The organism is Rhizobium sp. BK098 (assembly GCF_014193155.1).
Taxonomy (GTDB): Bacteria; Pseudomonadota; Alphaproteobacteria; order Rhizobiales; family Rhizobiaceae; genus Rhizobium.
Genome location: NZ_JACHYY010000002.1, coordinates 639,468 through 658,192, shown reverse-complemented (window position 1 = coordinate 658,192; position 18,725 = coordinate 639,468). Strand labels below are relative to the sequence as shown.

Here is an 18,725-nt window from a genome sequence, read left to right as displayed (position 1 = left end):
AAGTGTCATAAAAGGCCCGTTTGACAGGCTGCGGGCCGATAATGTGAAATATATGGAGAGGGTGGAATTATAGTGTTTGGCAAGGTTTCGCGTCGTCTTTTCTCCGCTTCGCTTCTGGCATTGCTGACGGGCTGCAGCACTCTCGGCATCGGCGGCAACAGTGAAAAACAGCCGGCAACGGATGTAACGGTGGCGCCGCAAACGGGAGCCGCAACAGCTGCTCCGACTGGCGGCCAGTCTTACGTCGCGGGCAAGTGCCCGCAGGCCGTTATCCGCGACGAGGATTCCGTCTATCGCACCTACGCCAAAGGCGCCAAGGACGACCCGAACCAGCTGATCTACCAAGCTTCGCTGGCGCAGGCGACCCGCCAATGCACCACGGACGGCACCAGCCTCGGCATTCACGTCGTGGCGCAGGGACGCCTGGTTGCTGGCCCCATGGGCAGCTCCGGCAAGGTAACCTTGCCTATCCATGTTGCCGTCATGGACAACGACAACGCGCTCTATAGCAAGACCGTTATGTATACGGCGGAAATCCCGCCGGGCGAGACGACGGCGCAGTTCCTCTTTACCGATAATGATATCCAGGTGGCCGGGGGCTCCGGCGGCTTCACTATTGTGCAGATCGGTTTCGATCAAGGCCCGCAGAAGCCCGTGAAGGGTGCGAAGCCGGTGCGCAAGAAGCGTCACTAAGCTTTTGATCACGACCCTTGCGAGGGTGAGCGACGGTTGAAAAGAAAAGGCCCTGCCGATTGGCAGGGCCTTTTCTTTTGGTCTGTATTTCAATCCGTCTTAGAGGACGCCGTCCCATTCGGCGAGCGCCATGACAACGCCCGGCAAGTCGGCCATACGGCTGACGACGGTTTCGGCACCGGCATCGGTCAGGCGATCGGCATGCGACGGATAAGTATGCGATGCCCCGGTAAAGCCGATGACGCGCATGCCGGCGGCGCGCGCGGCCTGAACGCCGTGGACGGAATCTTCGACGACGATCGTATTGGCCGGGCTGACATTCATCTGCTTGGCGCCATGCAGGAAGATGTCCGGTTTCGGCTTCACGCGGTCGGCACCGAGGTTCTTGGCGGAAAAGATGTTCGGAGCAAATAGCTTGATATAGCCGACCTTCGTCAGCATCATCTCGATGCGGGCGGAGCTGGAATTCGAGCAGATGCAGCGCGGCATCGGCAGCCGCGACAACGCCTGCGGCACGCCCGGGATAGCCTGGACATCACTGGCAAGCTTCAGGTCGAGCAGCTTCTCGGATTTGTCGAGCAGCGATGCAGAGAGCGGAATGCTGGCCTCGCGCTCGACTTCGAACAGGATGTTGCGCCAGGTCATTCCGGCGAAGCGCTCGCCCATTTCCTCGGTGCTGATCGGATAGCCGGCATCGGTCAGCAGTTTCGATTCGACCTCGGCCGCGATGATTTCCGAATCGACCAGAACGCCGTCGCAGTCGAAAATGATGAGGTCGAAACCATTGCTCATGAAATTACTGCCTTTGATGTGGCTGGATCGGCACGCTCCAGGAACCATCGGTATTCCGGGAGGTGCTCTGAAAAACGACCGCCGGGCTTTACACGATATGTCGGCAAAGCTCAACCAATTGGCGGGCATGGCTGCGCTGCAGTGCGCGAAAGGGTCGAAATGCACAAAAGAGGTGACGAGGGTTTCTTGCCGCTCGACATCGGCCCTCGACATCGGATGGGCCCGCCTTTAAGGATCGGCCATGGCCAAGGAGCGCGACGACACCATTGCCAGCCGCATCAGCCGGGTGCTTGCCGACCGCATCATCCGCGGCGAGATCGCGCCCGATGCCCGCCTGCGGCAGGATCACATCGCCGAAGAGTTCGGCACGAGCCACGTGCCCGTGCGCGAGGCGTTCCGCCGGCTGGAGGCGCAGGGGCTGGCAATCAGCCTGCCGCGTCGTGGCGTCCGTGTCGCCTCTTTCGATCTCAAGGAAGTCCGCGAGGTTGCGGAAATGCGCGCAGCCCTCGAAGGTCTTGCACTCAAGCATGCAGCCCCGCATCTGACTTCAGCTATTCTGGATGAGGCGGAACAGGCGACGCGCGATGGCGATGCCGCCGGTGACGTCCACGCCTGGGAGGAGGCCAATCGGCGCTTCCATCGCCTGATCCTGGCGCCCTGCGGCATGGCGCGCCTTCTTGCCGCGATCGACGATCTGCATGCCGTGAGCGCCCGCTTTCTCTTCTCCGCCTGGCAATCCGGCTGGGAGAAGCGCACGGATCACGACCACCGCGCCATTCTGGCCGCGCTCCGTCAGGGGCGGGCCGAAGAGGCTGCCGCGATCCTGCAGAAGCATGTGCAATGGATCGGCCGTGCGCCAGTGCGCACGCCTTCGGGATCGACACGCGACGCCTTCGCAATCGTCGGCTGAAAATTATAGATAATTTTAAGGTGAATAGCCGGCAGTGCTCTGGAAGCGGTGCTCCAAGGGAATGTTTGCTGCGTCAATGTCCCGGTATTTTGTTCGATGCTCGGCTGTCGTTCGCTGCCTCTCCCGAATTTTATTAGCCTTATTTTTCAACGAAATCCCGAACTTTATCGGAATTTCGTACTGCTACTACTTGCCTGATTTCGCGATCTCTCTCATAAAATAGATGAGACTCAAAAATTATCTATAATTTAGAAGGAGAGCCCATGTCCCTGTTGCAGCATCATGATGAAGTCGCTTTCGATCCGCTCCGTCTCGGCCAGCGTTCGCTTGTTGCCAAGACCGTGTTCGTTCTCGCCGGAACGCTGATCCTGGCGCTCGCATCGCGAATCTCTGTGCCGATGGTGCCGGTGCCGATCACCATGCAGACATTCGCAATTACCATGATCGGCGCGCTCTATGGCTGGCGTCTTGGTGCGGTCACGGTTCTTGCCTGGCTGGGCGAAGCCGCTATCGGCTTTCCGGTGCTTGCCGGCGGGGCAGGCGGCGTTGCGCCCTTCATGGGGCCAACGGCGGGTTATCTAGTCTCCTTCCCGATTATTGCAGCCCTTGTCGGCGGGCTTGCGGAGCGCGGCTGGAGCGGCAACCGCATCGTGCGCAGCTTCATCGCTCATCTCTCGGCCAACATTCTTTGCCTTGCCATCGGCGGTGCATGGCTTGCAGCGCTGATCGGCGCAGAAAAGGGCTGGCTGCTTGGCGTAGCGCCCTTCATTCTCGGCGCCGTGCTCAAGTCGGCGCTTGCAGCTGCCGTGCTGAAGACCATCCAGGTCTATAGCGGCAAGGCGCGTCTGAATTGACCGTCAGGCTTCGCGCCCACCATCTGCTCTGCATGCTGACCTTTGTCGGTGAAGGCTATACATCGGCCTTCACCGACAATTATCGCCGCATCGCCGAGCGGCTGTCGGATGGGGAGGATATCAAACTGGTCTCCGGCCCTGATGACATCTGCGCGCCGCTGCTCGGCGAGGAAGAGCCGCACTGCCTCAAGGCTTCGGTCATTGAGCGGGATGCGGTAGCTCTCGCCGATATCTCGACATTGCTGGGCGAGGAGATCGGCATAGGTGCGGTGCTGGTGCCTGATGCCAGCTTGCTTGCAAAACTCCGTCGCAATTTCGCCGGCGGTGAAATCCGTCACGCCTGCCTCGGCTGCGAATGGGGTGAGCTCTGCAGCCGCATTGCTGCAACCAATTTCAGCGGTGTCCTGATCAAAGCAGCCTAGAGCTTATCATCCGGCTCAGGCTGCGAGGCGCCATCGCTTAGCTCAAGCGGAAAGAGCGCCAGAAAGCGGCGCTCGCCTTCGGGCGTGAAGAAGATCGAGCGGCTGTTTTCGGTTCGCCGCGCCCAACCCTTGTCGAGGAAATTCGAAAGCAGCGCCTTGCCGAGGCTGCCGGCGAGATGCGCGCGACGTTCGCTCCAGTCCAGGCAGGATCGGCAAAGCGGTCGGCGGCTCGAGCGCAACCCGGAGAGGTCGATGCCGATCGATCCCAGATGCTTTTCGCCGTTCGCCGTCAGGCTCAGACCTTCGCCCACGGCGGAGATCGACCCGGCCTCGATCAAACTATCGAGCATGCGCACACCATAGTCGCCGGCCAGATGATCGTAGCAGATGCGCGCCTTTCGCAGCGCCGGTTCCTTCGGGCCGGGACGATGGCGCAGATGGCCGCGGCTTGCGGCAAAGCCCATGATGCCCTCGAGCAGCTTGCCGACCCGATCGTCGGCCAGCGTGAAATAGCGATGCCGGCCCTGCTTGCGCTGTGCCAGCAAACCGCCAGCTTCAAGCTTGGAAAGATGCGCGCTCGCAGTCTGCAGCGTCACGCCGGCAGCAGCCGCCAGTTCCGTCGCCGTCAGCGCACGACCGCCCATCAGCGCTGTCAAAATATTCGCTCGCGCCGGATCGCCGATCAGCGAGCCGATCTGTGCTATGTCTGGACCTTCCTTCATACTTCGATCGTAACCGAACCATCTCCGTCCTGCAATGTGCGAAAACCTCTGCATCAGCAAAGGAGAAAGCCAATGATCACCTGTTTCATCCGCTACCAGATCGATCCGTTCAAGCAAGAAGCCTTCGCGGAATACGGCAAAGCCTGGGGCCAGGCCATCCCGCGCAACGGCGCCGACCTGATCGGCTATTTCGGCCCGCATGAGGGATCGCTGACGACAGCCTACGGCATCTACAATATCGAGAATCTCGCCGCCTATGAGGCCTATCGCAAGAGCCTCGCCGCCGATCCGCTGGCGCGGGCCAATCTTGATTTTGCCCGTCGCGAGCGTTTCATCTTGCAGGAGGATCGCATTTTCCTGAAGAATGTCTCGCTGCCGCACGCTTCGAGGGTATCGCCATGATCGCAGTCATTTTCGAAGTCGTTCCCCATCCCGACGAACGTCAGCACTATCTCGACATCGCCGCGAGGCTGCGTTCCGAACTGGAGACGATCGACGGTTTCGTCTCTATCGAACGTTTCGAAAGCCTCACTCAGCCAGGCAAGATCCTGTCGCTGTCCTTCTGGCGCGACGAGGGAGCCGTTCGCGAGTGGCGAAACCGCGAGGCGCATCGCGCCGCCCAGAAAGCGGGGCGCAAGACGGTCTTTGCCGACTATCGTTTGCGTGTCGCGCAGGTGCTTCGCGATTACGGGATGACGGAACTCGCAGAAGCGCCCGACGACAGCCACGCAATGCACGATATCTAGAGCTTTCAACGCGATAGCGCCTTTTGACGAGGCCTGCATTCTCGGCGGCTTCGTCGGGAATGCAGAAAATATGGCGCCGCTTTAGTCTTTGGTAACCAAGTTAGGTAACCATAACACTCGATTAAGAGCACCGAGTAAGTGTAACAGCGAGTATCACATGGCGTCAGTTTTCCCGCTTGCCGACCTCAGGACTTCAGCCGTTCCGGGGTCCTGGATCGACACGATCATCAAGGGCGATTGCGTGGCCGCTCTTGAGGCACTGCCCAATCAATCCGTCGACGTCATCTTCGCCGACCCGCCGTACAATCTCCAGCTTGGCGGCACGCTGCACCGTCCGGATCAGTCGCTGGTCGATGCCGTCGATGACGAATGGGATCAGTTCGCCTCCTTCGAAGCCTATGATGCCTTCACGCGCGCCTGGCTGCTCGCCTGCCGCCGCGTGCTGAAGCCGACGGGCACGATCTGGGTTATCGGCTCCTATCACAATATCTTCCGCGTCGGCGCGACGCTGCAGGATCTGAACTTCTGGATCTTGAACGACATCGTCTGGCGCAAGACCAACCCGATGCCGAATTTCAAGGGCCGCCGCTTCCAGAACGCGCATGAGACGATGATCTGGGCAAGTCCGAACGCCAAGGCGAAGGGCTATACCTTCAACTACGATGCCATGAAGGCCGCCAACGATGACGTGCAGATGCGTTCCGACTGGCTGTTCCCGATCTGCAACGGCAATGAGCGACTGAAGGGCGACGACGGCAAGAAGGTGCATCCGACGCAGAAGCCGGAAGCGCTGCTGGCCCGTGTCATCATGGCTTCGTCCAAGCCCGGCGACATCATTCTCGATCCCTTTTTCGGATCGGGCACGACCGGTGCCGTTGCCAAGCGCCTCGGCCGCCACTTCGTCGGCATCGAGCGCGAGCAGGATTATATCGACGCGGCAAGCGCCCGTATCGCCGCCGTAGAACCGCTCGGCAAGGCGGAACTGACCGTGATGACCGGCAAGAAGGCCGAAGTGCGCGTGGCGTTCAATGTGCTCATCGAAAGCGGCCTCATCAAGCCCGGCCAGGTGCTGACGGATGCCAAGCGCCGCCATAGCGCCATCGTCCGCGCCGACGGCACGGTCGCTTCCGGCGGCGAGGCCGGCTCCATTCATCGCCTTGGCGCGAAGGTCCAGGGCCTTGATGCATGCAATGGGTGGATGTTCTGGCATTTCGACGATGGGCGTTCCCTGCGTCCGATCGACGAACTCAGAGCCATCATCCGCAGCGATCTGGCCAAGGTTGAATAGTCTCAACCGCTAGACGGTTCCGGTTTCAAAGCCGCCCCGCGGCTGCCGGATGCCTTTCAGATCGACATATCCGTCTTCTTCCGTCGTGTACCTCCAGTTGGGAAGAAGACGAAACACCCAGGGCCTTATCGGATATATTGTACGGCAAGGCCCTGGGTTTTTCAGCTTCGGATCTCAGAACTCCTGATAATCCGTGACGTCGACGCGCACGACGCGGCCGTCCTCGTTAAAAGTAATCGTTTCCTCGCCTTCGCGGATCAGCGGCTTGCCCGTCTTGCTGTTGGTGGCACGCACGGACCAGACGGCACGGCCGGACAGTGGCGTCAGCGTCTCCACAAGGGAATTCGATGCCGTCTGGTCCGGATAGGTGTCGAAATAGCCGCGGAAGGCTTCCATGATTGCCGCACGGCCGGCAAGGCTGCCGACGCCGTTGGAGACATAGGTGGCATCCTCTGCGAAGAAGTTCTCGATCGCCTTATAGTCGAGGCGATTGATTGCGTCATGGAACAGATCAATGCGTTGTGCGGGATCGAAGGTCATTGGCTCAAACCTTTATGCCATGGGCGGCGAGATCGCTGCGCAGCTTCTCGGCGCCTGTGAAGTGAACTGCATGCCAGCCGGCAGCCCGCGCGCCTTCGACGTTCGGATAGGAATCGTCGATGAAAATCGTCGAGGCCGGATCGAGGTCGAAGCTCTTGGCGTGGGTATCATAAATCGCGACATCCGGCTTGATCAGCCCGATATCGCCGGAAACCGTCACGCCGCGCGGCTTCTTCAGGAAAGGATAGCGCTCCTGCGCCTCGCGAAAGGTGTCCGAGGCGAAGTTGGTGAGCAAGGTGACGTCGCGTCCCTCAGCGATAAGCTGTTCTAGAATGGCGACGCTGTCGTCATAGGCATGCGGAACCATCTCGTGCCAGTATTTGCGGAAGCTGCGGATCTGTTCCTCGCGCTCCGGATGATCGGCGATCAGCAATGCCTCGGCATCGCTCCAGGTGCGGCCGCGATCCTGCTCAAGGTTCCATTCATGAGTGCAGACATTGGCGAAGAACCATTCGCGCTCTGCATGGTCCGGAATGATCCGGCTGTAGGGAAGGTTTGGATCATAGTGGATGAGAACCTTGCCGATATCGAAAACGATATGCCGTATTTCCGTCGTCATGAATGAATTCCTAATTTTTAGCCCAAACGCATTTTTGCGAACGCATTGGGAATAGCCTGCGCGATCGCTTTTTTCATGACTGTCGGCAGTGCTTGATCTTCAAGATTTGTAACCGGCGCCCACCATCCGTCATGGTTTTCATTCTGAGAGACCGACTTCGCGCGCCAGATCGACAGCCGCAGTTCGAAATGCGTGAAGACATGCGTCACCATGCCCGCCGGCTGCCAATCGGCGGGGAATGGGGCGGCCTCGATGCCGGTCTCGCCATCGATGCGTGCCGTCCAGCCGGTGGTCGGAACCTCGGTCATGCCGCCGAGCAACCCGCTTTCAATGCGACGGCGCAGGAAGATCTCGCCCTCGTCATTGACGGCAACGAAAGCCGCACCCTGGCGCATCGGCTTTTCCTTCTTTGCCGCCTTGACCGGGAATTGCTCCGGATCATGCGTGGCGAGAGCCTGACACGCGCCGTTGAAGGGACAGAGCGAGCAGACCGGGCGCTTCGGCGTACAGATCGTCGCGCCGAGATCCATCATTGCCTGAGCAAAATCGCCCGGTCGGTCGGCAGGTGTCAGCAGGGCCACTTTCTGCTTCATCAGCGGCTTGGCACCCGGCAGCGGTGCCGAAATCGCATAGAGGCGGGAAATGACGCGCTCGACATTGCCGTCCATCACGGCTGCCTGGCGATTGAAGGCGATGGCAGCGACGGCAGCGGATGTATAATCGCCGATGCCGGGCAGCGCGCGCAGGCCTTCCTCAGTATCTGGAAAACGGCCGCCATGATCGGCTGCCACCGCCTCGGCGCATTTCTTCAGATTGCGCGCGCGAGCGTAGTAGCCGAGCCCCGCCCAAGCCGCCATGACGTCTTCGTTCGCGGCGGCGGCGAGATCATCGACCGTCGGCCAGCGCGCCAGGAATTTGGCGAAATAGGATTTAACCGCCGGCACTGTCGTCTGCTGCAGCATCACTTCCGACAGCCACACGCGATAGGGATCGGGCTTGACGCCGCGCGCGGCCATCGGCGGCGAGACCCGCCAGGGCAGGTCGCGGTGGTGGCGGTCGTACCAGGCAAGCAGGGATGCGGCCGTGGGGGATTCTAAAGTCGTCGTCATGATTTGCCGCGTCGAGGGGAAGTGCTCTATACTTGGCCAAGCTGCGTCGGGCGATCAAGGTCCGCGATGCACAAAGCATGTACCGGAAGCCGATTGAGATGAGTTATCCCCGAAAAGGCGAGAAGCAGATTTCCGAGCTGACCAACGGCATCGTCGATCCGGTGCTGGCAAAGCGTGCCGGCATCAACACGACGCTGCTCGGCTGCTGGGACGAAATCGCCGGCGAGGACTTTGCCGACTGCACGCGACCGGAAAAGATCGCATGGGCTAAGCGAACCGGCCCCGGCATGGACGACCGCTATCAGCCCGGCGTGCTGACGATCGCCTGCGAGGGCGCGCGGGCACTCTTCCTGACCCATGCGCAAGGCGAACTCATCCAGCGCATCAACAGCTTCTTCGGCTTCTATGCCGTCAATCAGATCCGCATCGTGCAGAAGCCGGTATCGGTCGCCTCCAAGCGTTCCCGCACACCGCCGCCCTTGAAAGGCGAAGCGGCGCGCAAGCTGGCCGACATGATGGACGGCATCGAGGATGAGAAGATCAGGGCCGCCGTTCAGCGTTTGGGCACGGCCATGGTGTGGAAGCGGGGTAAGGCCTGATTCAGACTTGCTTTTGTTAATGACACTGTCATACTCAGGCGGAGTATTTGCAAGGGAACTGGATATGCGAAGCAGTAGGCCGATAACGGTTACACTGGGTAATCAGCAGCGCGGCGTCGATGCGAGACTGGAATCCGGAGCATACGATTCTGCCAGCGAAGTTCTGCGTGCTGCTTTGAGAGCACTGGACCGCGAAGAAGAAGTCATAAATCAAATCATGCGCGCAAAGATCCAGGAAGCGCTTGATGACCCGCGGCCTGGCAGAGATGCCGACGAGGTTTTCGATAGAATTAAAAGAATACATGCCGAACGAATGAAAGCAGCTGGACGTGAATTATAGGATTGTTTTCAGCGCTCTTGCCGAAGACGATCTCGTAGGTATCTATGAATTCATAGCGAAAGATAACCCGAGCCGCGCATTGTCGTTTATCCAACGGCTCCAGCAGCAGTGCAAAACACTTGAGACGATGGCCGATCGAGGTCCTCAACGTGAGAATTTAGGGCCGGGTGTTCGGATATTGGTGTTTGAGCGGCGGGTTACCGCCGCTTACCATATCAAGAACGAGCAAGTCGTTATTCTGCGTCTCTTTTATGCTGGTCAGAATATCCCATCGACCTTGCTCGACGAGGACTGAACTCGCGTGCGTCTCTATCAATTCCGATGACAATTTTAGCTTTTTGTCTTTCCCAGGTCACAATTCTTTGAAGAAAGTTGGCCAACCGTGCCTTGTTAGCGGCAAGCTGCCGTTATATCGCATGAAACATTCGAAGACCTCTTTCAACGACGGGTGACTCTATGCCGATGTCCGACATGCTCTTGACCAAACGCCACCTGCTGGGCGGCTCTGCCGTTGCCGCCCTCTCCGTGGCGTTCTCTGCCGTTGCCGGCACCACATCCGCCGCGACTGCCGAAGATGAAGTGCCGCCGTCCGACGGCAATGTCGACATGAACGAAGTGCTGAAGCCCGGCCCGCTGCCGGAGATCGCGCTCGGCAAGGAAGATGCGCCCGTCAAGATCGTCGAATACATGTCGCTGACCTGCCCGCACTGCGCGCATTTTGCCGTCACGACTTTCGACACGATCAAGCAGAAATACATCGATACCGGCAAGGTTCGCTTCATCATCCGCGAATTCCCGTTCGATCCGCGCGCTGCCGCAGCCTTCATGCTGGCGCGTTGCGCCCCGCAGGAACAATACATGCCGATGGTCGAAATGCTTTTCAAGCAGCAGATCGCCTGGGCCTCGCCCGACGTCGACGGCCGTGCCGCATTGCTCCAGATGTCGAAACTCGCTGGTTTTACTGAGGATAGCTTCACGAAATGCTTGACGAACCAGAAGCTTCTGGATGATGTCAACTCTGTACGGGAACGCGCAGCCAAGGATTTCGGCGTCAACGCCACGCCGACCTTCCTGATCAATGGCAAGCGCTATGCAGGGGACATGTCTATTGCTGCCATGTCGAAGCTTATCGACAGCCTGCTCTGATCCGCGCCTTTTTACATCACAGGCGGGCGGCTGGGGCCGCACGCCTGTTTTTTATGACCTCCTCCTGGGAGGAGGTTGCGCGGACTGCGCGAATGAGGATGATTTCCGGGGTGAACGCTTGATCGTTCCACCTCCCACCTCCAGTCCGATCCGCCCTCTCAAGGGAAGGGTGGAGATCAACCTATGAAATTCAACAGGCTGAGACTCGTCGGCTTCAAATCCTTCGTCGAACCGGCAGAATTCGTCATCGAGCGCGGCCTGACCGGCGTCGTCGGCCCGAACGGTTGCGGCAAGTCCAATCTTGTCGAAGCACTGCGCTGGGTGATGGGCGAGAATTCCTACAAGAACATGCGCGCCTCCGGCATGGACGACGTGATCTTCTCCGGATCCGGCAACCGCCCGGCCCGCAACACCGCCGAAGTCGGCCTCTATCTCGACAATAGCGACCGCACCGCGCCAGCCGCCTTCAACGATAGCGACGAAATTCAGGTCACGCGCCGCATCGAACGCGAGCAGGGCTCGGTCTATCGTATCAACGGCAAGGAAGCGCGCGCCAAGGATGTGCAGCTGCTGTTTGCCGATGCTTCCACAGGCGCCCGCTCGCCCTCCATGGTGGGGCAGGGGCGTATCGGCGAGCTGATCCAGGCCAAGCCCCAGGCGAGACGCCAGCTTCTGGAAGAGGCAGCAGGCATTTCTGGCTTGCATTCGCGCCGGCATGAAGCCGAGTTGCGCCTGCGTGCCGCCGAAGGCAATCTTGAGCGGCTTGACGATGTGACGTCGCAGCTGGAAAGCCAGATCGAAAGCTTGAAGCGTCAGGCGCGCCAGGCCAACCGCTTCAAGATGCTCTCGGCCGATATCCGCGCCCGCGAGGCCATGTTGCTTCATATCCGCTGGGTGCAGGCCAAGGAGGCCGAGGCCGAGGCCGATAGCGCGCTGAACCAGGCAACCGTGCTGGTCGCCGAAAAGGCGCAGATCCAGATGGAAGCGGCAAAGGCGCAGGGCATTGCCAGTTTCAAGTTGCCGGAACTGCGAGACGAAGAGGCGAAGGCTGCAGCCGCTTTGCAGCGTCTGCAGATCGCCCGCTCGCAACTGGAGGAGGATGTCAACCGTATCCTGCGGCGGCGGGATGAATTAATCCGTCGCTTGGCACAGCTGGCGGAGGACATCAGCCGCGAACAGCGCCTTGTCGCCGATAACGCGTCCATCCTTGCCAAGCTGGACGCAGAAGAGGCTGATCTTGCCGACATCCTCGCCGATTCCGGCCGGCTCGCGGAAGAGACACGTATCGCCTTCGAGGAAGCCGCCGCCAAGCTCGCCGACAGCGAGCGGGTTTTTACTGTTCTGACCGCAGAACGCGCCGAAGCCGCTGCCGCCCGCAATCAGCTGGAGCGCGCCATCCGCGATCTCGCCGATCGCAAGATGCGGCTCGAGCGCCAGGTCGACGAAGCAAACAACGAGCTTGCCGCCATCGACGAAAAGATGGCGGATCTGCCCGACCCAAGCGAAAAGCGCGACATGGTCGAAGCGGCTGAGAATGTCGTCGCCGATGCGGAGGGCGAGATCCAGCGCGTCGAAGCCGTTCTTGCCAAGGCGCGCGAAACCGAGGCGCTGTCGCGTGGTCCGGTCGAGCAGGCGCGGGCGCGCCTGAATGCGCTGGAAACCGAAGCGCGCACCATTTCCAAGATGTTGGCGGCGGGCGATACCTCCGGCGCCTTTTCGTCTGTGGCCGAGGAGCTGCGCGTCGACCGTGGTTTCGAGACGGCACTTGGCGCAGCGCTCGGGGACGATCTGGAGTCCTCGCTCGATTCCAAGGCGCCGGTCTATTGGTCCGACAATGGCAGCGGTGCCGGCGACCCGGCTCTGCCGCAAGGTGCCGCCCCCTTGATCACCCATGTCGGCGCGCCGGCGGCATTGACGCGGCGCCTGCGTCAGATCGGCATTGTTTCGGTGGAAGATGCGCTGCGACTGATGCCCGAGCTGAAGCCGGGACAGCGGCTGGTGACCAGGGATGGCGCAGTGTTCCGCTGGGACGGTCACGTGACTGGAGCGGATGCACCGAGTGCGGCTGCCCTGCGGCTCGCCCAGAAGAACCGTCTTTCCGAGTTAGAGGCCGAAGCCGAGCTTGCGCGTGATGTGCTAGCCGAGGCCGAGGAGCGCCTTGCGGCAGCCGCCGATGCGATCCGGGCCGAAGAGGGCCGTCTCGCGACCGCCCGCGACGCCAGCCGCCTTGCCGCCCGGCATCTGGCCGAGGCGCGCGAAGCGCTTGCTGCAGCGGAGCGCGCGTCCGGCGATCTCATCCGCCGCCGCGATGTGATTGTCGAGGCAGTCAGCCGGCTGCGGGAGCAGCTGGAAGATGTGGCCGTGCAGGATGAGAATGCCCGCATCGAACTGGAAGATGCGCCGAATCTCGACGCTATCGATCTGAAGCTGCGCGACCAGCAGGCTGAAGTCGCGACGGATCGCGGCGTCCTGGCCGAAGCTCGGGCGCGCCACGAAGGCCTGAACCGCGAAAACGAGGCGCGGCAGCGCCGTCTTCTGGCGATCCGGCAGGAGCGCGATACCTGGCGCCAGCGCGCTGCCAGCGCCGAGGAGCACATTCAGACGCTACGCGACCGTGAGGAGGAAGCGCGCGAGGAAGCGGCCGAACTCGATTTGGCACCCGATGAATTCGATGACAAGCGCCGCGCCTTGATGAATGAGCTTCAGAAGGCGGAGGAGGCTCGACGCCATGCTGCCGATCGTCTTGCCGAAGCGGAGGTCGTTCAGCGCGAGGCCGATCGTCATGCGACCACGGCCCTCTCCGAACTGGCGGAAAGCCGTGAGAAGCGCGGCCGCGTCGAGGAGCGGCTGGTGTCGGCTCGCGAGCGGCGGCAGGAAAGCGAATTGCGCATCCGCCAGTCCCTCAACGTCGAGCCGCATGAGGCCATGCGCCTGACCGGCCTTTCGCCATCGCAGAATGTACCTGATCTCCGTGAAGTCGAGCGCGAGCTGGAGCGCCTAAAGATCGAGCGCGAGCGTCTCGGTGCCGTCAATCTGCGCGCCGAGGAAGAGAGCAAGGAGCTGACGGAGCGGCTGCAGGCGCTGATCAAGGAGCGCGACGACGTCATCGACGCCATCCGGAAGCTGCGCGGCGCGATCCAGAGCCTCAATCGCGAGGGGCGCGAACGTCTGATCGCTGCCTTCGACGTCGTCAATGCGCAGTTCCAGCGCCTGTTCACCCATCTTTTCGGCGGCGGCACAGCGGAGCTGCAGCTGATCGAGTCAGACGATCCGCTGGAGGCAGGTCTTGAAATCCTCGCCCGACCGCCGGGCAAGAAGCCGCAGACCATGACGCTGCTTTCTGGCGGCGAGCAGGCGCTGACGGCCATGGCGCTGATCTTTGCGGTGTTCCTTACCAATCCCGCGCCGATCTGCGTTCTGGACGAAGTCGATGCGCCGCTCGACGACCACAATGTCGAGCGTTACTGCAATCTCATGGATGAGATGGCCGCCTCCACGGAGACGCGCTTCGTGGTCATCACCCACAATCCGATCACCATGGCCCGCATGAACCGGCTCTTCGGTGTCACCATGGCGGAGCAGGGCGTCTCGCAGCTCGTCTCCGTGGATCTGCAGACCGCTGAACGGCTGCGCGAAATCGCTTGAGCGTCGTTCCACGTCTGGATTGAGAAAACTGTTCCCGTTTCGACAAGAAATTGCTGCGTCGGCTGCCGCGGTTCATGAAAGCGTGCTAGTTTCGTTTTTCGATCAACAACATGGGCGCTGATCCGCCCGGAAGGGAAGTATGTCTGGTTCGACTGGCGGTATTTTCGATATCCTCGGAATACTTGCCGTATTGCTGCTCGTCGCTGCCAACGGTTTTTTCGTTGCGGCGGAGTTCTCTCTGGTGTCCGTCCGCCGCAGCCGCGTGACGGAGCTTGTTGCCGAAGGGCGGATGAACGCCAAGGCGCTGCAGAAGGCGGTCGACAATCTCGACGCCAATCTCGCGGCCACGCAGCTCGGCATCACCATTTCGTCGCTGGCGCTTGGCTGGGTCGGCGAACCCGCTCTTGCTCATCTGCTCGAGCCGCTGCTCGATTTTCTTCCTGGCACATGGGCCGCGGCCGGATCGCATGCGATCGCCGTCGCCATTTCCTTCATCATCATCACGGCGCTTCATATCGTGCTTGGCGAGCTTGCCCCAAAGAGCCTGGCATTGCAGCGCAGCGAAGGCACAGCGCTTGGCGTTGTGCGCCCGCTCGGCCTGTTCCTCTTCCTGCTACGGCCGGCAATTAGCGTGCTGAATGGGCTCGGCAATCTCGTGCTTCGCCTCTTCGGGCTGCGTCCCGGCGCGGGCGAGGGTTCGCTGCATTCGCCGGCCGAAATCAAGCTTCTGATTGCCGAAAGCCAGGAAGCTGGCTTACTGGAGCAGGCGCAGCAGGATCTGGTGGAGCGCGTCTTCAATATCGGCGACCGCGACGTCTCCGATATCATGACGCCGCGGCTCGAGGTCGAGTGGATCGATGCCGAGGACCCGCCGGAGGAAATGCAGAAGACTATCCGTGAAAGCCGCTTCGAGCAGCTTCTCGTCGGCCGCGGCTCGATCGACGAGCCGATTGGTATGATCCTGAAGAAGGATTTGCTCGACCAGCTTCTGAACGGGGAACCGCTGAACCCTATGGCCGTCATCCGCCAGCCGCTGGTCGTTCACGAATCCACGGCCGTCTTCAAGGTGCTTGAAAACTTCAAGCGCGCGCCAGTCCGCCTCGCCATGGTGATCGACGAATATGGCAGCCTCGAAGGCATCGTCACACAGACGGACCTGCTGGAAGCGATCGCCGGCGACCTGCCTGATATGGACAACGACACGCCCGATGTCGTCGAGCGGGCCGACGGATCGCTGCTGATGGAAGGCATGATGCCCGTCTATGACGCCTTTGCGCGGCTGGGGCTTCGCTTCAGCGAGGAGGAGGTCAATTTCCATACGCTCGCGGGCTTTGCACTCTATCAGCTCGGCCATCTGCCCGAGGTGGGTGAAAGCTTCTCCTTCGGCGACTGGCATTTCGAGATCGTCGATCTCGACGGCATGCGCATCGACAAGATTCTGGCCCGGTGCGAACCGCAAGCTTAGCTCTGGATGGACCCGGAGGCTCTCGATTTCGATCAATCGATTGAAATCGGGAGCATTCAGGTCATATTTATTGTGCAGTGCAACATTTTGCCGTATTTGTCGATTTTCATTTGTGTTGCAGTGAATTAAGTTCAACCGGAGGAGTTGGACGGAGACGATGACGAATTGGGTCTATACATTCGGCGACGGCAAGGCCGAGGGGGGCGCCGGCGATTTTGAGCGGCTCGGCGGCAAGGGCGCTAATCTTGCGGAAATGTGCAATCTCGGCCTGCCGGTCCCGCCGGGCCTGACGATCGTCAGCGACGTCTGCACCTTCTATTACAAGAACGGCCGCAAGATTCCCGAAGAGCTGAAGCCGCAGGTCATGTGGGGTTTGCAGCGGATGCAGGCCATTACCGGACGCAGGTTCGGCGATACCGCGCGGCCGCTGCTGGTTTCCGTGCGTTCCGGCGGCCGTGCCTCGATGCCGGGCATGATGGATACCGTCCTCAATCTCGGCCTCAACGACGCCACGGTGCAGGCTCTTGGCCATGATGCCGGCGACGCTCGTTTTGCCTGGGACAGCTACCGCCGCTTCATCCAGATGTATGCCGATGTCGTCATGGGCCTCGACAACGAGGTCTTCGAAGAGATTCTGGAGGATGAAAAGGCGCGGTTCGGCCATGAGTTCGATACAGATCTCACCGCCGTCGAATGGCAGCACGTCGTCTCGATCTACAAGAGCGTCATCGAGGAGGAGTTGGGCGAAGCCTTTCCGCAGGAGCCGGAGGTGCAGCTCTGGGGCGCTGTCGGTGCCGTTTTTGCCAGCTGGATGAATGCGCGCGCCGTCACCTATCGCCAATTGCACAATATTCCCGAGGCATGGGGAACCGCCGTCAACATTCAGGCGATGGTGTTCGGCAATCTCGGCAATTCGTCCGCGACAGGCGTTGCTTTTACGCGCAATCCATCGACGGGGGAGAAGGAGCTTTACGGCGAATTCCTCGTCAATGCGCAGGGCGAAGATGTCGTTGCCGGCATCCGCACGCCGCAAAGCATCACGGAAGTCGCCCGCATCGCCTCCGGCTATGAAAAGCCGTCGATGGAAAAGCTGATGCCGGAAGCCTTTGCCGAGTTCCGCAGTATCTGCGCGCAGCTGGAAGCGCATTACCGCGACGTGCAGGATCTGGAGTTCACCATCGAGCGCGGCAAGCTCTGGATGTTGCAGACCCGCAATGCCAAGCGTACCACCAAGGCGGCGATGAAGATCGCCGTCGACATGGTCGACGAGGGGCTGATTACCGAGGATGAGGCGGTTTCCCGCATCGATCCGACGTCGCTGGATCAGCTTCTGCATCCCACGATCGATCCGCGCGTCCCCCGCGAGGTCATCGGCTCCGGTCTCCCAGCATCGCCGGGTGCGGCGACGGGCGAAATCGTGTTTACCGCAGAAGAGGCGATCGTTGCCGAGGAAGAAGGCCGCAAGGCGATCCTCGTGCGGATCGAGACGAGCCCTGAAGATATTCATGGCATGCATGCCGCCGAGGCGATCCTGACCACCCGCGGCGGCATGACGAGCCACGCGGCCGTCGTTGCCCGCGGCATGGGCATTCCCTGCGTCGTCGGCGCTGGAACCATGCGCATCGACATTCGCAATGAAAAGCTGATCGGCATCGGCGTCACCTTGAAGAAGGGCGACATCGTCACGATAGACGGATCTACCGGCCAGGTGCTGAAGGGCGAAGTGCCCATGATCCAGCCGGAGCTTTCGGGCGATTTCGGGCGCATCATGGCCTGGGCAGACCGCTTGCGCCGCATGACGGTGCGCACCAATGCCGACACGCCTGCCGATGCGCGCGCCGCCCGCTCCTTCGGCGCGGAGGGCATCGGCCTTTGCCGCACCGAGCACATGTTCTTCGAAGGCGACCGTATCCATGTGATGCGCGAGATGATCCTTGCGGAGGATGAAGCGGGACGCCGTGCCGCCCTCGCCAAGCTCATGCCGATGCAGCGGCTCGATTTCACCGGCCTGTTCACCATCATGCATGGCCTGCCGGTGACGATCCGCCTGCTCGATCCGCCGCTGCACGAATTCCTGCCGAAGACGGATGAGGAAATCGCCGAAGTGGCCGGGATCATGGGCATGGAACCTGCCGCGCTGCGCCAGCGGGTCGATGCGCTGCACGAGTTCAATCCCATGCTCGGCCATCGCGGCTGCCGATTGGCGATTTCCTATCCGGAGATCGTCGAAATGCAGGCACGCGCAATTTTCGAGGCAGCGGTTCTCGCTGCGCGCGAAACAGGCGCGGCGGTCGTGCCGGAAATCATGGTGCCGCTGGTCGGCCTCCGCTCGGAGCTGGATTACGTCAAGGCCCGTATCGACGAGGTGGCGCGCGCCGTGATGACCGAAGCGAAGATGAAGATCGACTATCTCGTCGGCACGATGATCGAGCTGCCGCGCGCGGCCTTGCGCGCCCATATCATCGCTGAGGCTGCCGAGTTTTTCTCCTTCGGCACGAACGACCTGACTCAGACGACATTCGGCATGTCACGCGACGATGCCGCCGCCTTCATTCCGACCTATCAGCGCAAGGGCATCATCGAGCATGACCCCTTTATTTCGCTCGATTTCGATGGGGTCGGTGAACTCATCCGTATCGCGTCGGAGCGTGGCCGCCGCACGCGCAACGACATGAAGCTCGGCATCTGCGGCGAGCATGGCGGCGATCCCGCCTCGATTCACTTTTGTGAGGACATCGGGCTGGACTACGTGTCCTGTTCGCCGTTCCGCGTGCCGATAGCGCGGCTTGCGGCGGCGCAGGCGGCGATCAAAGGACGGGCTTGATTTTCCAAATC

The 18,725-nt window shown here is 60.9% G+C and carries 19 protein-coding genes; 14 read left to right on the top strand and 5 right to left on the bottom strand.

What is annotated here, in order from left to right; translation table 11 throughout:
- Window positions 1-72 precede the first annotated feature (72 nt).
- The gene (locus FHT73_RS08105) at window positions 73-693 is read left to right on the top strand and encodes a hypothetical protein (RefSeq protein WP_112335515.1); all 621 of its coding nucleotides are present in this window, start codon (window positions 73-75) and stop codon (window positions 691-693) included.
- Window positions 694-792: 99 nt separating this feature from the next.
- Here FHT73_RS08105 and FHT73_RS08100 read toward each other — a convergent pair whose 3' ends face one another.
- Window positions 793-1,485, bottom strand: a complete 693-nt coding sequence (locus tag FHT73_RS08100) for an HAD family phosphatase (RefSeq protein WP_183710844.1) — start codon at window positions 1,483-1,485, stop codon at window positions 793-795.
- Between the two features lie 241 nt (window positions 1,486-1,726).
- Between FHT73_RS08100 and FHT73_RS08095 the strand changes: the two genes are divergently transcribed.
- The 3 genes from FHT73_RS08095 (at window position 1,727) to FHT73_RS08085 (ending at window position 3,671) form a co-directional block, all read left to right on the top strand.
- On the top strand, window positions 1,727-2,395 hold the full coding sequence (locus FHT73_RS08095) for a GntR family transcriptional regulator (RefSeq protein WP_112335517.1): 669 nt from the start codon (window positions 1,727-1,729) through the stop codon (window positions 2,393-2,395).
- 263 nt (window positions 2,396-2,658) lie between these two features.
- Window positions 2,659-3,249 (top strand): biotin transporter BioY, encoded by a 591-nt coding sequence (locus FHT73_RS08090; protein WP_183710842.1) that lies wholly within the window; start codon window positions 2,659-2,661, stop codon window positions 3,247-3,249.
- Complete coding sequence (locus FHT73_RS08085) at window positions 3,246-3,671, top strand: DUF1284 domain-containing protein (protein ID WP_183710840.1); 426 nt, start codon at window positions 3,246-3,248, stop codon at window positions 3,669-3,671. The genes FHT73_RS08090 and FHT73_RS08085 overlap by 4 nt, the downstream gene beginning before the upstream one ends.
- On the opposite strand, the gene FHT73_RS08080 is transcribed toward FHT73_RS08085, so the two are convergent.
- A complete protein-coding gene (locus FHT73_RS08080; RefSeq protein WP_183710838.1) occupies window positions 3,668-4,393 on the bottom strand; it encodes a helix-turn-helix transcriptional regulator in 726 nt (241 codons plus the stop codon). The genes FHT73_RS08085 and FHT73_RS08080 overlap by 4 nt on opposite strands.
- 72 nt (window positions 4,394-4,465) lie before the next feature.
- Here FHT73_RS08080 and FHT73_RS08075 point away from each other — a divergent pair, with 72 nt between their 5' ends.
- From FHT73_RS08075 to FHT73_RS08065, 3 genes are all read left to right on the top strand, one after another.
- Entirely contained in the window at window positions 4,466-4,795 is a 330-nt protein-coding gene (locus tag FHT73_RS08075; protein WP_183710836.1) for an NIPSNAP family protein, read from the top strand.
- The gene (locus tag FHT73_RS08070) at window positions 4,792-5,139 is read left to right on the top strand and encodes an antibiotic biosynthesis monooxygenase (protein ID WP_183710834.1); all 348 of its coding nucleotides are present in this window, start codon (window positions 4,792-4,794) and stop codon (window positions 5,137-5,139) included. The genes FHT73_RS08075 and FHT73_RS08070 overlap by 4 nt, the downstream gene beginning before the upstream one ends.
- A gap of 157 nt (window positions 5,140-5,296) precedes the next feature.
- On the top strand, window positions 5,297-6,427 hold the full coding sequence (locus FHT73_RS08065) for a site-specific DNA-methyltransferase (protein ID WP_112412417.1): 1,131 nt from the start codon (window positions 5,297-5,299) through the stop codon (window positions 6,425-6,427).
- A gap of 174 nt (window positions 6,428-6,601) precedes the next feature.
- Here FHT73_RS08065 and FHT73_RS08060 read toward each other — a convergent pair whose 3' ends face one another.
- Genes FHT73_RS08060 through mutY form a run of 3 tightly spaced genes read right to left on the bottom strand, consistent with a single transcriptional unit; the run spans window position 6,602 to window position 8,698 of the window.
- A complete protein-coding gene (locus FHT73_RS08060) occupies window positions 6,602-6,967 on the bottom strand; it encodes a nuclear transport factor 2 family protein (protein WP_183710832.1) in 366 nt (121 codons plus the stop codon).
- A gap of 4 nt (window positions 6,968-6,971) precedes the next feature.
- Window positions 6,972-7,586 (bottom strand): HAD family phosphatase, encoded by a 615-nt coding sequence (locus tag FHT73_RS08055; protein ID WP_112605859.1) that lies wholly within the window; start codon window positions 7,584-7,586, stop codon window positions 6,972-6,974.
- Window positions 7,587-7,603: 17 nt separating this feature from the next.
- Entirely contained in the window at window positions 7,604-8,698 is a 1,095-nt protein-coding gene (mutY, locus tag FHT73_RS08050; protein ID WP_183711125.1) for an A/G-specific adenine glycosylase, read from the bottom strand.
- Window positions 8,699-8,793: 95 nt separating this feature from the next.
- Between mutY and FHT73_RS08045 the strand changes: the two genes are divergently transcribed.
- The 7 genes from FHT73_RS08045 to ppdK all read left to right on the top strand — a co-directional run bounded on the left by FHT73_RS08045 (window position 8,794) and on the right by ppdK (window position 18,714).
- Entirely contained in the window at window positions 8,794-9,294 is a 501-nt protein-coding gene (locus tag FHT73_RS08045; RefSeq protein ID WP_112398018.1) for a DUF721 domain-containing protein, read from the top strand.
- Between the two features lie 64 nt (window positions 9,295-9,358).
- The gene (locus tag FHT73_RS08040) at window positions 9,359-9,634 is read left to right on the top strand and encodes a type II toxin-antitoxin system ParD family antitoxin (protein ID WP_041677268.1); all 276 of its coding nucleotides are present in this window, start codon (window positions 9,359-9,361) and stop codon (window positions 9,632-9,634) included.
- Window positions 9,624-9,929, top strand: coding sequence for a type II toxin-antitoxin system RelE/ParE family toxin (locus FHT73_RS08035; RefSeq protein WP_183710830.1), 306 nt, complete (start codon window positions 9,624-9,626; stop codon window positions 9,927-9,929). The genes FHT73_RS08040 and FHT73_RS08035 overlap by 11 nt, the downstream gene beginning before the upstream one ends.
- Before the next feature lie 161 nt (window positions 9,930-10,090).
- Window positions 10,091-10,780, top strand: a complete 690-nt coding sequence (locus FHT73_RS08030) for a DsbA family protein (protein ID WP_183710828.1) — start codon at window positions 10,091-10,093, stop codon at window positions 10,778-10,780.
- Between the two features lie 183 nt (window positions 10,781-10,963).
- Entirely contained in the window at window positions 10,964-14,425 is a 3,462-nt protein-coding gene (locus FHT73_RS08025) for a chromosome segregation SMC family protein (protein WP_183710826.1), read from the top strand.
- A gap of 139 nt (window positions 14,426-14,564) precedes the next feature.
- Window positions 14,565-15,890 (top strand): hemolysin family protein, encoded by a 1,326-nt coding sequence (locus FHT73_RS08020; RefSeq protein ID WP_112605844.1) that lies wholly within the window; start codon window positions 14,565-14,567, stop codon window positions 15,888-15,890.
- A 157-nt stretch (window positions 15,891-16,047) separates the two neighbouring features.
- Window positions 16,048-18,714 (top strand): pyruvate, phosphate dikinase, encoded by a 2,667-nt coding sequence (gene ppdK, locus FHT73_RS08015; RefSeq protein ID WP_112605841.1) that lies wholly within the window; start codon window positions 16,048-16,050, stop codon window positions 18,712-18,714.
- The last annotated feature ends 11 nt before the right edge of the window (window positions 18,715-18,725 follow it).